At 36.0% G+C, this 13,342-nt stretch carries 17 protein-coding genes and 1 tRNA gene; 3 read left to right on the top strand and 15 right to left on the bottom strand.

What is annotated here, in order from left to right:
* Positions 1-4 precede the first annotated feature (4 nt).
* On the top strand, positions 5-1,114 hold the full coding sequence (locus CIN_RS03240; protein ID WP_083813310.1) for an AI-2E family transporter: 1,110 nt from the start codon (positions 5-7) through the stop codon (positions 1,112-1,114).
* Between the two features lie 15 nt (positions 1,115-1,129).
* Here the strand turns inward: CIN_RS03240 and CIN_RS03235 are convergent.
* The 7 genes from CIN_RS03235 to CIN_RS03205 all read right to left on the bottom strand — a co-directional run bounded on the left by CIN_RS03235 (position 1,130) and on the right by CIN_RS03205 (position 5,362).
* A tRNA-Pro gene (locus CIN_RS03235) sits at positions 1,130-1,203 on the bottom strand.
* 53 nt (positions 1,204-1,256) lie between these two features.
* Positions 1,257-1,835, bottom strand: a complete 579-nt coding sequence (locus CIN_RS11660) for a MerR family transcriptional regulator (protein ID WP_008853628.1) — start codon at positions 1,833-1,835, stop codon at positions 1,257-1,259.
* A 4-nt stretch (positions 1,836-1,839) separates the two neighbouring features.
* Entirely contained in the window at positions 1,840-2,154 is a 315-nt protein-coding gene (locus tag CIN_RS03225; protein WP_008853627.1) for an integration host factor subunit alpha, read from the bottom strand.
* A gap of 105 nt (positions 2,155-2,259) precedes the next feature.
* Positions 2,260-3,234, bottom strand: a complete 975-nt coding sequence (locus CIN_RS03220; RefSeq protein ID WP_008853626.1) for a beta-ketoacyl-ACP synthase III — start codon at positions 3,232-3,234, stop codon at positions 2,260-2,262.
* A 41-nt stretch (positions 3,235-3,275) separates the two neighbouring features.
* Positions 3,276-4,334: a phosphate acyltransferase PlsX gene (plsX, locus tag CIN_RS03215; RefSeq protein WP_008853625.1), complete on the bottom strand. Its 1,059-nt coding sequence runs from the start codon at positions 4,332-4,334 to the stop codon at positions 3,276-3,278.
* Positions 4,335-4,408: 74 nt separating this feature from the next.
* Positions 4,409-4,612, bottom strand: coding sequence for a 50S ribosomal protein L32 (gene rpmF / locus CIN_RS03210; RefSeq protein WP_008853624.1), 204 nt, complete (start codon positions 4,610-4,612; stop codon positions 4,409-4,411).
* A 201-nt stretch (positions 4,613-4,813) separates the two neighbouring features.
* On the bottom strand, positions 4,814-5,362 hold the full coding sequence (locus CIN_RS03205; RefSeq protein WP_040363732.1) for a YceD family protein: 549 nt from the start codon (positions 5,360-5,362) through the stop codon (positions 4,814-4,816).
* Between the two features lie 114 nt (positions 5,363-5,476).
* On the opposite strand from CIN_RS03205, the gene CIN_RS03200 reads away from it, so the two are divergent.
* Complete coding sequence (locus CIN_RS03200; protein ID WP_008853622.1) at positions 5,477-6,097, top strand: outer membrane protein assembly factor BamE; 621 nt, start codon at positions 5,477-5,479, stop codon at positions 6,095-6,097.
* Between the two features lie 5 nt (positions 6,098-6,102).
* Here the strand turns inward: CIN_RS03200 and CIN_RS03195 are convergent, their stop codons facing one another.
* From CIN_RS03195 to CIN_RS03185, 3 genes are read right to left on the bottom strand one after another with little or no spacing between them, the layout of a single operon-like run.
* Positions 6,103-7,500 carry an ATP-binding protein gene (locus CIN_RS03195; RefSeq protein ID WP_008853621.1) on the bottom strand — a complete coding sequence of 466 codons (1,398 nt, stop codon included), beginning with the start codon at positions 7,498-7,500 and terminating at the stop codon, positions 6,103-6,105.
* Positions 7,501-7,517: 17 nt separating this feature from the next.
* The gene (locus tag CIN_RS03190; protein ID WP_008853620.1) at positions 7,518-8,246 is read right to left on the bottom strand and encodes a response regulator; all 729 of its coding nucleotides are present in this window, start codon (positions 8,244-8,246) and stop codon (positions 7,518-7,520) included.
* Positions 8,243-8,782 (bottom strand): MarR family winged helix-turn-helix transcriptional regulator, encoded by a 540-nt coding sequence (locus CIN_RS03185; protein ID WP_008853619.1) that lies wholly within the window; start codon positions 8,780-8,782, stop codon positions 8,243-8,245. The genes CIN_RS03190 and CIN_RS03185 overlap by 4 nt, the downstream gene beginning before the upstream one ends.
* A gap of 185 nt (positions 8,783-8,967) precedes the next feature.
* Between CIN_RS03185 and rpsU the strand changes: the two genes are divergently transcribed.
* Positions 8,968-9,171 carry a 30S ribosomal protein S21 gene (gene rpsU / locus CIN_RS03180; protein WP_008853618.1) on the top strand — a complete coding sequence of 68 codons (204 nt, stop codon included), beginning with the start codon at positions 8,968-8,970 and terminating at the stop codon, positions 9,169-9,171.
* 142 nt (positions 9,172-9,313) lie between these two features.
* On the opposite strand, the gene CIN_RS03175 is transcribed toward rpsU, so the two are convergent.
* The 5 genes from CIN_RS03175 to leuD all read right to left on the bottom strand — a co-directional run bounded on the left by CIN_RS03175 (position 9,314) and on the right by leuD (position 13,341).
* Positions 9,314-10,315, bottom strand: coding sequence for a hypothetical protein (locus CIN_RS03175; protein ID WP_008853617.1), 1,002 nt, complete (start codon positions 10,313-10,315; stop codon positions 9,314-9,316).
* Between the two features lie 32 nt (positions 10,316-10,347).
* The gene (locus CIN_RS03170) at positions 10,348-10,617 is read right to left on the bottom strand and encodes a glycosyltransferase family 2 protein (protein WP_008853616.1); all 270 of its coding nucleotides are present in this window, start codon (positions 10,615-10,617) and stop codon (positions 10,348-10,350) included.
* A 17-nt stretch (positions 10,618-10,634) separates the two neighbouring features.
* Complete coding sequence (gene leuB, locus CIN_RS03165) at positions 10,635-11,744, bottom strand: 3-isopropylmalate dehydrogenase (RefSeq protein WP_008853615.1); 1,110 nt, start codon at positions 11,742-11,744, stop codon at positions 10,635-10,637.
* A 63-nt stretch (positions 11,745-11,807) separates the two neighbouring features.
* The gene (locus CIN_RS03160; RefSeq protein WP_050798323.1) at positions 11,808-12,407 is read right to left on the bottom strand and encodes a glutathione S-transferase family protein; all 600 of its coding nucleotides are present in this window, start codon (positions 12,405-12,407) and stop codon (positions 11,808-11,810) included.
* 298 nt (positions 12,408-12,705) lie between these two features.
* Positions 12,706-13,341: a 3-isopropylmalate dehydratase small subunit gene (leuD, locus tag CIN_RS03155; protein WP_008853613.1), complete on the bottom strand. Its 636-nt coding sequence runs from the start codon at positions 13,339-13,341 to the stop codon at positions 12,706-12,708.
* Position 13,342: the final 1 nt, after the last annotated feature.

Raw genomic sequence — 13,342 nt, 5'->3', positions numbered from 1 at the left:
TAAGATGCCCCTTAACAATAAAGATTCCGAACTTAATATCACTAGACAACTAAACGTAGCAGAGCAAATCCATAACCAAACGATCGCTCAAACCTGCTTAACGATTATCTTGTTCCTCTTTGGACTTTATACCATCCGTGCTTTTGTACCCGCACTCATATGGGGGGTTATCTTTGCAATTGCCTGTTGGCCTCTTTATATGAAAGCCAAAAAACATTGGCCATATCAAAAGCTTGGTTTTATTTTGCCTCTAATTTTTTCCTGCATCATTACTTTTCTTTTTATCTTCCCTTTAACAATTATCGCAGTCGAAGCAACAAAAGATATTCAAACAGCTTTTGCATGGGTCATGCATGCTAGCCATGATGGCGTACCGCCACCTCAATGGTTACATAATATCCCTTTTGCTAAAGATTATATTCTAAATTGGTGGAATGATAATTTAACCGATCCTCAATCAGCATCAGACTTGTTCGCTAACTTACATCTTAGCCGTGGGGTTTATGTCACCCAAAGAATTGGTGCTCAACTCTTTCATAGAGGATTATTGTTCCTCTTCACGATCATCACCTTATTCTTCCTTTTTAAAGACGGGGAAAGCGTTATTCAACAATGCTTACGTGGGTCTCGTCGACTATTTGGAAAACAAGGAGAAAATATTGCCACACAAATGATTTCTTCTGTTCATGGAACCGTATCTGGATTAGTTCTTGTGGGTCTGGGACAAGGCATCATCTTAGGAATTGTATATGCACTCGCAGGCATCCCTCATGCAGCTTTATTTGGTATTGTAACAGCAATTGCTGCAATGATTCCATTTTGCCCACTTATTGCCATCACAGCAGTTGCTTTAACAGCATTATTAAAAGTTTCTTCTATTGCTGCGATTACAGTTGTCGTAATCGGATGTATTGTTATCTTTATTGCTGATCATTTTATTAGACCGGCTCTTATTGGCGGATCAACAAAACTACCATTTATTTGGGTTTTAATCGGAATTTTAGGTGGTTTAGAAACTTGGGGAATGCTTGGATTATTTATAGGCCCTGCATTAATGGCCGCCTTAATGATGCTGTGGTGTAGCTGGACTGCAAAAAAGAAAGGATTATCTTAAAACACTTAAACGATATCGGGCAGGCGGGATTCGAACCCACGACCCCCAGTCCCCCAGACTGATGCGCTACCAGGCTGCGCTACTGCCCGTTTAAGTGTTGTAAAGCCATATAGCAACCTATATGGCTATAAGCAACTAAAAACTAACACTCAGAAGCAATTATTTTACGTAATACTTGTAATTCTGCTAAAACAGATTGTAAAGAATGAGCTAAAAAAAGGTTTTTTTCTTTTAACCGATTAACTTCTTCAAAAATTGTTTCTATATGATGTTGTGAATGTTGTCCATCAGCGATAATGGAAACAGAAGTAATAACCTCTCCATCACTGTTTATAGGCTCATCTTGTGCAACCTCAGTGTTGTCTTTATTAGGGCTTAAACGAGACAAGTCTTCCTCTAATACCCGTTGTACACCTTTAATGGTATAACCTTGTATATAAAGTAAATCAGAAATATTTTGTAACAAAACAATATCTTCAGCACGATAATACCGACGACCACCACTTCGCTTAACAGGTTGAACTTGTTTAAAACGTGTTTCCCAAAAACGCAAAACATGTTGAGGTACATTAATTTCTTCAGCCACCTCACTAATTGTACGAAAAGCACCTGGAAGTTTCTTAGCCGTTCCATGATCCTCTAAATCAGAATTTTCTTCTAAATGATCTAAGAAATCTTCTTCTAATTCATTAGGAGAACTAGTAGAGGTGCTATTCGTCATTTATTTAACCCTTTCTGGCAGATAGCTTCATCATACCTTCATTAACACTATTTTTAAGCATTTGGCTAGGGCGAAATGCAAGAACCAATCTTGGCTCGATGACTACTTCTTCCCCTGTTTTCGGATTGCGACCTATACGACTACCTTTTCTTCTAACTGAAAAAGTGCCAAAACCACTAATTTTTACAGAATCTCCACCTTCTAAGGTAGAAATAACCTTTTCTAATACTTCTTCCAATAATACAGCGGACTCACTGCGTGAAAGGCCAACATGGCTATAAAGTTTTTCTATTAGTCCTGCTCTTGTCAAAGTTTGCATAATATATCAAATAATCAATAATTAAAAAGTTGTTAACAAATATAGTCAATTTAAGACTTTATGATTTTCATATTCTTTTAACGCCAAAGACCTTTTTCAATCATTCTATAAACGAATTAAAGAAGATCCCCAGCTTAATCCCCCCCCAAGGGCTTCAATTACAATAAGATCCCCTTTTTGAATACGTCCATCACGGACTGCTTCATTTAATGCAAGAGGAACCGAAGCCGCAGATGTATTTGCATGACGATCAACAGTGATAATCACACGATCTTCAGGTAAATGTAGTTTCTTTCCCATACCAGCAATAATTCTTAAATTTGCTTGATGAGGCACTAACCAATCAACATCTTCATGTTTTAAATTGTGAACACTCAATGCTTCCTCTACAACTTCAGAAAGCTTAGTGACAGCGTGACGAAAGACTTCTTGCCCATGCATTCTTATCAGACAATGATCTTCCGCTATAGAAGGTGTTCCATCTACATATAATAAATCACTATAATGACCATCTGTATGTAAATAAACTCCTAAAATTCCTTTTTGATCTGTTGTATTCACAACTTCTTCGGCACTCAAAACAACTGCACCCGCGCCATCACCAAACAACACACATGTTCTACGATCTGACCAATCTAAAATACGAGAGTAAACTTCACTACCTATTAAAATAACATTTTTTGCCTGGCCATTACGAATAAAATTGTCTGCAACAGACAATCCAAAAACAAATCCCGCACAAGCAGAAGAAACATCAAAAGCAAATCCTTTTTTAATCCCTAAAATTTGCTGTACTTTGGCTGCAGTTGTTGGAAAAACTTGATCTGGAGTGCATGTAGCAACAATCACAGCATCAATATCATCCACTGATAAACCTGAGAATGCAATTGCTTGTCGAGCTGCCTCAGCAGCCATAGACGCACATGTTTCCTCACCAGAAACAATATGACGTTGCCTAATACCTGTTCGTTCACGAATCCATTCATCAGATGTATCTATACGTTCTGATAACTCTTGATTCGTTACAATTTTTTCTGGCAAATACCCACCAAATCCGACTAAGCGTGAACAATATGCCATCTAGTTATCCTAAATTTCTAGTTAATTATTAGTTATATTGTTTATTGTTTCTCAATATCTTTTGCAGCGTTTACTTTAGATAAACCAGCTAAGATTTCTTCATGGAAACCATGACTAATCATATCCATAGCAACATCAACAGCACATGCAAAACCGACTTCATCAGCACCACCATGAGATTTTACAACAACCCCATTTAACCCCACAAAAACGGCGCCGTTATAACGACGGGGATCAAGCCACTCTTTCATTCGTTCCAAACCTGGACGAACCATCAAATATCCTAACTTCCCACGAACACCGGATGTATATACCTGTTTTAATAAATGAAAAACAAGTTTTAATGCACCTTCGCCGGTTTTTAATGCAATATTACCAGTGAAACCATCTGTAACCACAACATCTGTTGTGCCTGCAGTAATATCATGCCCCTCTATAAACCCATAAAATTGATCAGAAAGAGGACTATTACGTAAAACCTCTGCGGCTACACGTAAACGCTCATCCCCTTTTAGCTCTTCTGAGCCAACATTTAACAAACCAATTGTAGGATGAGGGAGGCCTAACACTGCCTTGGCAAAAGCATGCCCCATAATCGCAAAATCAACTAAATTACGACTATCACACGCAACATTTGCCCCTAAATCCAACATCACCGCATCACCTTTGGCAGTTGGATTAATCGCAGCCATTGCTGGACGCGCAATACCAGGCATTGTTTTAACAATAATCTGAGCCAAAGCAAGCATTGCACCACTATTACCAGCAGAAACAACACCTTTGGATTCTTTTTTGGCAACGCTTTCCATCGCCATACGCAAAGATGAATCACGCAACTTTAATGCTGCTGTTGGCTTCATCTCCATCGGAATCGACACAGAAGTATGTCTGACCGTACAAACTGCTGAAACATTTGGGTATTGGTGAAGCAAAGGATTAATTTTTGCTTCATCGCCAATAAGCAATATTTTAACGTTTGGGTGACGGAGTGCTGTAAAATCCAAACCTTTAATAACAATATCGGGAGCTTGATCTCCACCCATTGCATCAATAGCAAGATCATATTGATCTTCTTTTGGATTTTCTACTTCTTGGTTCATAATTTATAGTTTATCCCTGTAAAGCATTTACTTAATAAAACTAAATAGATGTTCTACAGGTTTTCCTTATAAAACTACTGACGTACAGCAACTTTCAACGCTTTTCCAGCAGCTACGACTTCACGACCATCATAATGTCCACAGTGACTGCAAACGTGATGATGGCGTTTCAATTCGCCACAATTTCCACATTCTGCATGTGCTTCTGTACGTAGAGCATGATGACTACGACGCATACCACGACGTGAAGGTGATGTTTTTCTCTTAGGAACAGCCATTAGTCCCTCCTACCTTTCCCAACTATCAAACATTTTTCAAAACTGCTTGATATTTATTAAACTATTCAAATTAAAACGAGTTTCCTAACAGATAATAACCTTATATGCAAGTTATAAAAATGGATATCGTCTGTAACTTTACTTTTCTCAAGGTTAATATCCCTTATTTCAAAAAATGACAAGCAGATTAGTACAAAATCATCATTTCTTTTTATCTGATCCAAAATTTTTCAATTGTTCAAGCACTTTAAATGGATTTTCTTTTACATCTTTTTCATCTGTGATTTTTATATCATTTTCATTTAAAATCAACTTATTATCGGTCCCATCTTTGTGAGGGTAAGGATCTACAAATAACGCTAATTGCTCTGCTGTAACTTCTCCCAAATCAATCACTTCATTTTCATAAGGGATAACATCAGGATCATCGATTTCCTCTAGTTCACCAGAAATTTTATCACTAGACATAAAAAGAAGTTCAAACGATTCATCAATCGTAACTACAAAATCTTCCAACGAAACCACACAATTCTGTGTGATAATTGCTTTCATTTCACCAACTGCACGCACTTGTCTGCCATGGAAATATTTTAACTGATATGTACATAACAAAGAATGTATCTCTGGGATGGAAAAGCGTTCAGAAAGAGCCTTTTTTTCCTCCTCATTAGCTTCTATTTTAATGGTTAATGGCTTTTTCTGGATTTGGTTAAGCTGTATTTTCCTTGAAAACTCGCAACATGCTTTCATTTTTATTCTCTCATCTGTTTTTTTTTGTTGAAGTTTTATTCAAACTACAATACGCATTTTTATAACGGGTAATTTATTTTTTTTCATATCCAACTCGAGGAATATTTATCAATCATGCGTCCATGCTTCAATAAGAAACCTCTTGTCTCTTCTTTTAAAACACGGTTTCTATCTTTTCGTAAAGCAAGAAAAGGTGCCTGTTTGGCTTCTATTCTGTCAATTGGAATGACTTTATCTGCTTGTTCTATTTTTTCTCCACCACCACTACCCAGAGGTAGTATTATTGGTAAAAACGATTTAAAATCATTACAAGTCGGAAGCACAAGCAAAGCGGACGTCGTAGATATTCTAGGATCTCCAACTGCTTATGCTACTTTTGATCCAAATAACTGGATTTATATTTCGATGATGACTCAAGTTGTTCCTTTGTCATATCCAGGTATACGTAAACAAGAAGTATTATCTTTATACTTTGACGAAAATGGAACGTTACAAAAAATCCAGCATTTAGGAAAAAAAGATGCTAAGCCAGTTGGAATGGTTTCTGAAGTAACACCAACACCAGGAACCAAGACTAATTTCTTCCAACAATTATTGGGAAATATCGGGCAATACTCTCCTCTTAGCGCTATGGGGTTAGGAAGTACCTTTGGACCCAACAACAGCACAGGACCCTTTGCAAACAATCCAAACACCTCTGGTGGGATCGGAAGCTCTGGAAATACTATTCGATAAGCTGATTATTTGGGTATAAAGATTAAAACACGCAGCCCACCTAGTGGGCTGTTTTTTAATTCGATATCTCCACCATGGGCTTGGACAATATTTTTTGCAATTGCCAGTCCAAGACCCGTTCCTTTTTGACTATTCCCTGTCTCAAAAGGAATAAACACGCTTTCTCTTTTTTCCTCGGGAATCCCTGCACCATTATCGTCAATAATGTATAAAATACCTCTATCTTGATCCTTTACTTCGATATTAACTTGCCCTCCATGACGTCTAGCATTTTCAAGAATATTCCCCAAAACACGTCGAATACTATGCGATCTAATCATCATATCTGGTAATGAAGCTGGAATATTAGCAGATATAAAAACAGTGCCTAATCGATACGCAGCAGCGACAACATCCTCAGTTAACTGCACCATATCTGTCATTTTTGGCTCTTCTGTTCCCTCTCCTCGAGCAAAAGAAAGATACCCAGAAATCATCTGTTCCATTTCTTCGGTATCAGCAATCATTTCTGTAATATCTGCCACTTGATCTTCAGCATTTATCACTCCCTTTTGGGGAAGCATTGCTAAACTTAATCTCAAACGTGTCAAAGGTGTACGTAAATCATGAGAAACACTAGCAAGAATAACAGTTCGTTGCTTAATAAAACGCAAAATACGTTCTCTCATTACATTGAAGGCTATTGCTGCATTTCGTAGCTCTTTGGAACCTACAGGGTTTAATAGCCCTGGATCTCTTCCTTTACCAAACTTTTCAACTGCCTTAGATAAACGCCGAATAGCCCTAAATTGCACCCAAGCAAAAACTGCTGTAATTAAAAATAAAAGTAAAGCACTCCCTACAATCCATACTACAAACAACCACACAGAACCGGCTGTCAGTTTCTTTTTAGGAACTAAAAATTCTAAAATACCATATTTTAACTGAACGGAAACAACCACTTGATCAGTATAACTACGCCAATCTGTTGCAAAAGGGACGTCTAAACGATCATCTAATCCTCTATCCAAGAGCTCATCAACAGGACCTAAAACCATTGCATTACGATTTATGTCCACTTTCAATTTTTGATTAGCAAGCCACTTTACATTTAACTGCAAATTTTGTTGAGCATTATCCAATAAAAAGGTTTTATATTGCTCTGATGATGCATTCGAATATTGCTGCACAACAAAACTAACTTCACCACTGACTGCATCCGTTAACCGACGTGAAACAGTATTCAAGAAAGTTCCATAAAATAACTCAAGTGAAATTGCTTGTGTAATTAATAAAGGAATTGAAATCATCAATAAAGAACGTGCCAACAATGAACGCGGCAAGAATCTACGTACCTTACGATCTACTGCAATCTTATGCTCCCGTGTAACACGTCGACGACGAGAATGAAAAAAATCAGGCACAATACAATCTTTCTTTTTTATGAATAACTAGGTTTCAAAACGTATCCTTTACCTCTCACAGTATGTAAAAAACGAGGCTGTTTTGGATCATCTTCGATTCTTCGCCGTAGACGTGTTACCTGAACATCAACAGCACGCTCGCCAATTTCTTCCATCCCAATCTCTTGCACGATTTCTTCGCGCGAAAGAATCTCATTCGGACGATTAGCCAATACACGTAACAATGCTATCTCTCCACCTGTTAAATGAATGATATCATTGTTATGAATTAATAAATTACGAATGGGGTCAAATTCCATATCCCCTAATTTAATCGCACGTATATTATCCGTCACCGCAGGTTGACTAAAGCGACGCAGTCGAGAACGTAAACGTAAGAGTAGTTCTTTTGGTTCAAAAGGTTTACCTAAATAATCATCAGCTCCAGCCTCCAACCCTGCAATACGATCTTCTGGCTCCCCTCTGGCTGTTAATAGAATAATCGGAACGTCTTTTCCTTCTTCACGCAAGGCGTGCGTTAACTGCAACCCATCCTCACCAGGCATTGTCACATCTAAAACAATGGCATCTGGCTGCATAAACTCCAACACTTCTCTAGCCTCTTTTGCAGATGCAGCACCGCTGATTCGGAAACCATTTTCACTAAGATATCGTTGTAATAAACGGCGCAAACGCGGATCATCATCAATTACTAAAACATGTAAGATATCAGAGTCTTCGTTTTTATTATTACTCTCATTCATCATGTTCTTTCCTTATCTATTTTTTGATTCGAATGTAACTCTAGCAATTGTTTAGATTCTGAACTTAACATACCATAAAGAATACGCTGGAATCCTTCAATATATGTATTATTCGGTGCTTCACGAAAAGCACGAAAGAATTGTTTCCTTTGCAACTTAAAGAGCTCGTCTTCTATAGCAGCCCCTTTTGGGGTCAAAAATAGACTTTTTTTACGACGATCCTCTGGATGGAAACGATATTCAACATACTCTAATTCTAAAGCTTCGCGCAAAACTCTATTCAAACTTTGTTTGGTAATCCCCAATAATTTACAAATTTCACTGACACTCGCCCCTGGGCAATGACAAATAAACTGCATTAAACGATGATGCGCGTGCCCTATCCCATATTCTTGCAGAATTGGTTTTGTTGCATTGTGTAGCTCACAATCAATAAAAAATAACATATCTTGCATGAAACGAATTTTTTCCTCACGCAAGAATAAGAGTTCTTCACCAGGTTTTGAAATCGGAAGATCATAAGGAAAAGGACGATGCAATGAAAAATCTCTTTAATATAAAATTAAAAACATACTTAAACCAAGAATAATCTATTTCTTTTTTGAGCGAAATAGCGTATATAATTTTGTCTAACTATGAATATTATTATAATATAATAGTTATATGATATATAATGAATGTAAATTCATAAATTTTCACTTAACACACAGGAGATGACAGCCAAGTGCAAGTTCTTGTTAGAGATAATAATGTTGATCAAGCTTTAAAAGCTTTAAAGAAAAAAATGCAACGCGAAGGTATCTTCCGCGAAATGAAATTACGTCGTCATTACGAAAAACCATCAGAACGCCGTGCGCGCGAATCTGCTGAAGCTGTAAGACGTGCTCGTAAAATGGAACGTAAACGCGTAGAACGCGAAGGCTTCTAGTTTTTTCTTTAAAAGACTTCATACGAAAATAATTTTATTTTCATATTCTTCTAACTAAATTTTTTGTAAGTTGGTGATGTTTTGAACGCTTCATTATTTTTAATGAAGCGTTTTGTTATATGATAACGAATTTTATATCAATTTAATATAAATGCTCGTTAATAATATTACCTGAAATATAATCTATCGCATCCAATTCATTCTGAGGTAATGCATTAATAACGTTTAAATATAGCCCCATATGTTTATTACCATTTAACAAACGATACTCCCTCATTATCTGTACATTTTTAACTATAGATAAGAAGTTTGCCGCCTCTACAATATGATCAGGAACATTTTCAGGAGATATCAAGTGATAATTAAAACTCTCCCAATTACAGGCCCTTAATCTATCAAAAGTCTGTTCTCCTGATGGTGTAAAACCTAAAAAACGATTTTTACGAGAGTGAGACAATGAAAAACGTTTTCCGTGATTCTTCCATACAGCATAAGTATAAGCCTTTAAAACACGTACATCACCTTTTACATGAAAATAATCATTTGAAGAGGAAAATAAATGTAAATGAGAGCTTCCTTTTATATAAACAGCGATAATATCTGCATCTAAGTCACTGCCAACAGCTAATTTTTGTCCTTTAACCCCTAATTTTTTATCAAAAAAATCGGTAATATGAAAAAAGAAGATATCCTCTCCTCCTACATCTTTAAATAACCCACCTCTTTTTTTACAAAAAGATATCCAATTATGTGCAACTTCATGGCTTTGAGGTGTATATACCGGGTCAAATATATCTACTTGAGTAGAAGAGTTAGTATATTTTAATAAATCAATTAAGACACTAGGTACAGAAGTAGTTTTTTCTAAAATAAAATATATTTGAGCTAAAACTAATTCACGCAATACTTCATAATAGTTTTGAATATAATTTGGATCGAACTTAGTTTCCATTACATTATATTCTGGACTACTAGTAACATTATGTAATGGATCTGAAGAACGAGAACGTATTGGCTCCATATTAACATGTCGTTTTACGTAATGCTCTAAGGATCTTGATTGATAATGGAATAATCTTCCTCCTTTCCATGAGGGAGAATCTTTTGTAAGCCCACCATGTGGCCCCTGATCCCATTTAACCAACTCTCCATCACTAGTTACACAATTACCACTAACTATAGCATATCGAACTCTTTACCATATTTCTCAATAGCATCATTATATGCACGTAATTGACGAATAACAGATCTGTCATAATTAGGTGCATTTCGCATATAACGAATATCAACTATATTTTGCAACGATAAAATAACATTTTCTGTTTCATCTGATGAATTATCATTATAGATAATAAAACTATCAAAACCTAAAGCTGTATACCATGCTATCCAGTAAACAAGTTCAATAGCCTCATCTTTTACAGTTAAACAAACAGCTACTTTCATTCCTAGATCTCTTTCTATTAAATATTTTCTTTTAACTTTATCAAAACAGCTTGACCCATCTCTTCTGTGCCAACCAATTTCATTCCTTCACTCATAATATCTGGAGTACGGAAACCTTGATTAAGAACGGCTTCACAAGCTTTGATAACTTTTTCTGAAATTGCCTGCTGATCAAAAGAATAACGCAACATCATTGCTAATGATAAAATCTGGGCTAATGGGTTTGCTTTACCCTGCCCTGCAATATCAGGCGCACTACCGTGAATTGGTTCATATAAAGCTGGGATAACACCATTATCTTGACGTGCACCAAGTGTTGCAGATGGCAACATCCCTAAACTACCTGTAAGCATTGCAGCCAAATCTGATAAAATATCGCCAAATAAGTTACCAGTTAAAATAATATCAAATTGCTTTGGATTTCGAACCAATTGCATTGCACAGTTATCAGCTAACATATGAGAAAGCTTAACATCTGAATATTCTTTTTTGTGAAGTTCAGTGACAACTTCTTTCCATAAAAGGCCACTTTCCATTACATTACATTTTTCAACAGAACAAACTTGCCCTTTACGTTGACGAGCAAGTTCAAAAGCAACTCTTGCAATACGCTCAATCTCAACAGAAGTATACACTTCTGTATTAACGCCCTTGCGCGTACCATCCGCTAAGGTTTCAATTCCACGAGGCTCCCCAAAATAAACGCCTCCTGTGCTTTCACGCACAATCATCAAATCCAAGCCTTGAATTACTTCAGATTTTACAGTGCTTGCACCAATCAACGCATCAAACACAATCGCAGAACGTAAATTTGCAAATAATCCTAATTCTTTCCGAAGGCCAATAATACCAAGCTCTGGACGTTTATCAAAACCAACTTTATCCCATTTAGGGCCACCTACAGAACCAAACAACACTGCATCCGCAGCTTTTGCTTTAGCAATCACTTCACTTGTTAAAGGCACACCATTCGCATCAATAGAAGCCCCACCAACCAAGTCTTTTTCAACTATAAAAGATAAGTTTGAATTTTCTTGCACCCAGTTCAATACTTGCAATGCTTGTTCCATCACTTCTGGGCCAATACCGTCACCAGCTAATGTTAAGATCTTTTTTTCTTTGGTCATTCTCTATTATCCATTATAAAAGTAAAAGGATTTAAAAGTAAAAGGATTTAAAACATTAATTCTTTAAAAAAGAGATGTGCTTTCCATTGCAGAGGAAAATACTTTCAACTTTTTTGATACATAATTGTTATAAATACTAGATAGTTTCTTTTCTATATATTTCAACATAACCGCAATCGAAATATCTGCCTGCATGATCCGATTATCAATCAAATATCCAGCATCATTAATGATAACCTGTTGATCGAGTAAGCTTAAGCCCGCTTGTAACTGTTCATTAATACGATCAACCCATTCTTGATAAAATTTCTCAGGGGGGCGACGATTATATTCCATGAAGAGTTGCACAGCTTTATCACATAAAGTTAATGCAATCCCAATCAGATATTGAGACTTCGTAAATTGTTCCATATTTTTTGAAAGCAAAGAATAATTTTCATTGCATTTTCGATCTAAATATTCTAAAATTAACGTTGAATCGATTAATAAAATACCCTCATCTGTCATTAAGGATGGTGCTTTCATTAATGGATTCACAACTTTCATTTTTTCAATATCATTGAAAACAGAAAGCTCTTCATGTTCAAATGAAAAATTCATTGCTTTTAACGAAATTGCTACCCTCCTAACATAAGGAGAATCTAACATTCCTATTAATTTCATCGCCAACACCATTTGTCTTTTGTTTTATAATACGCAATAGTACAAACTATAACAGCGCTATAAAATATTCCAGTAATTCTATAAAAATTAGTAAAATAAATAAAACAATCGTTATATATAACATTAATAACAACCATTTTATCAAGCAATAGAAATTACCGCACCGTAACCACGCTTTTTACAAAAAACTAATCATATTTTTGTGTTATGATAATATATTCTTATATTTAAACAAAATACTACGGCTCATTATTGCAAAATAAATAAGCCATAATATTTTAAATAATTCTAAGCTGCATTAAGAAGATAATTTATCTGCTGATACCTTAGGATACCAAGGTTGATCTTTTTTGCGTTTTTCTTCAAAATTATCAATTGATTTGACATATTGCATGGTTTGCGCAATATCATCCATTCCATCCAACAAAAGTTGACGACGTAATGGATCAACATCAAAAGAAATACGTTCACCATTTGGACGAATAATTTCTTGTTTTTCCAAGTTAATCGTTAATTTTGCATTTGCACCCATCTTAGTATCTTCAACCAATTGTTCACAAACTTCTCTTGATAAACGAATAGGTAAAATGCCATTTTTGAAAGAGTTATTAAAGAAAATATCAGCAAAAGAAGGTGCAATCACACAACGAATACCGAAATCCAATAACGCCCAAGGTGCGTGTTCTCTGGAAGATCCACAACCAAAATTTTCATAAGTTACAAGAATCTCTGCTTGACGATATGGCTCACGGTTTAATACAAAGTCTTCGCGTTCTTTACCATTTTCATCATAACGCCATGAATAAAAAGCTGACTTCCCTAGCCCACTTCTTTTCGTTGTTTTTAAAAAACGTGCAGGAATAATTTTATCTGTATCAATATTTTCCTCAGGTAAAGGTGCAGCAATCGCTGTTAAAATATCAAATTTATCCATT

The organism is Commensalibacter intestini A911, assembly GCF_000231445.1.
GTDB classification, from domain to species: Bacteria; Pseudomonadota; Alphaproteobacteria; order Acetobacterales; family Acetobacteraceae; genus Commensalibacter; species Commensalibacter intestini.
Note: the sequence above shows the minus strand (reverse complement) of the source record. Positions and strands in the feature narration are given on the sequence as shown.

Coding starts and splice junctions, on each gene's coding strand:
- CIN_RS03225 (WP_008853627.1), bottom strand. CDS start 2,154: ATGCAAACTTTGACAAGAGCAGGACTAATAGAAAAACTTTATAGCCAT.
- leuD (WP_008853613.1), bottom strand. CDS start 13,341: ATGGATAAATTTGATATTTTAACAGCGATTGCTGCACCTTTACCTGAG.
- rpmF (WP_008853624.1), bottom strand. CDS start 4,612: ATGGCTGTTCCTAAGAGAAAAACATCACCTTCACGTCGTGGTATGCGT.
- CIN_RS03200 (WP_008853622.1), top strand. CDS start 5,477: ATGCGTCCATGCTTCAATAAGAAACCTCTTGTCTCTTCTTTTAAAACA.
- CIN_RS03160 (WP_050798323.1), bottom strand. CDS start 12,407: ATGAAATTAATAGGAATGTTAGATTCTCCTTATGTTAGGAGGGTAGCA.
- CIN_RS03240 (WP_083813310.1), top strand. CDS start 5: ATGCCCCTTAACAATAAAGATTCCGAACTTAATATCACTAGACAACTA.
- plsX (WP_008853625.1), bottom strand. CDS start 4,334: ATGAACCAAGAAGTAGAAAATCCAAAAGAAGATCAATATGATCTTGCT.
- CIN_RS03205 (WP_040363732.1), bottom strand. CDS start 5,362: ATGAAAGCATGTTGCGAGTTTTCAAGGAAAATACAGCTTAACCAAATC.
- CIN_RS11660 (WP_008853628.1), bottom strand. CDS start 1,835: ATGACGAATAGCACCTCTACTAGTTCTCCTAATGAATTAGAAGAAGAT.
- leuB (WP_008853615.1), bottom strand. CDS start 11,744: ATGACCAAAGAAAAAAAGATCTTAACATTAGCTGGTGACGGTATTGGC.
- CIN_RS03220 (WP_008853626.1), bottom strand. CDS start 3,234: ATGGCATATTGTTCACGCTTAGTCGGATTTGGTGGGTATTTGCCAGAA.
- CIN_RS03170 (WP_008853616.1), bottom strand. CDS start 10,617: ATGAAAGTAGCTGTTTGTTTAACTGTAAAAGATGAGGCTATTGAACTT.
- CIN_RS03190 (WP_008853620.1), bottom strand. CDS start 8,246: ATGATGAATGAGAGTAATAATAAAAACGAAGACTCTGATATCTTACAT.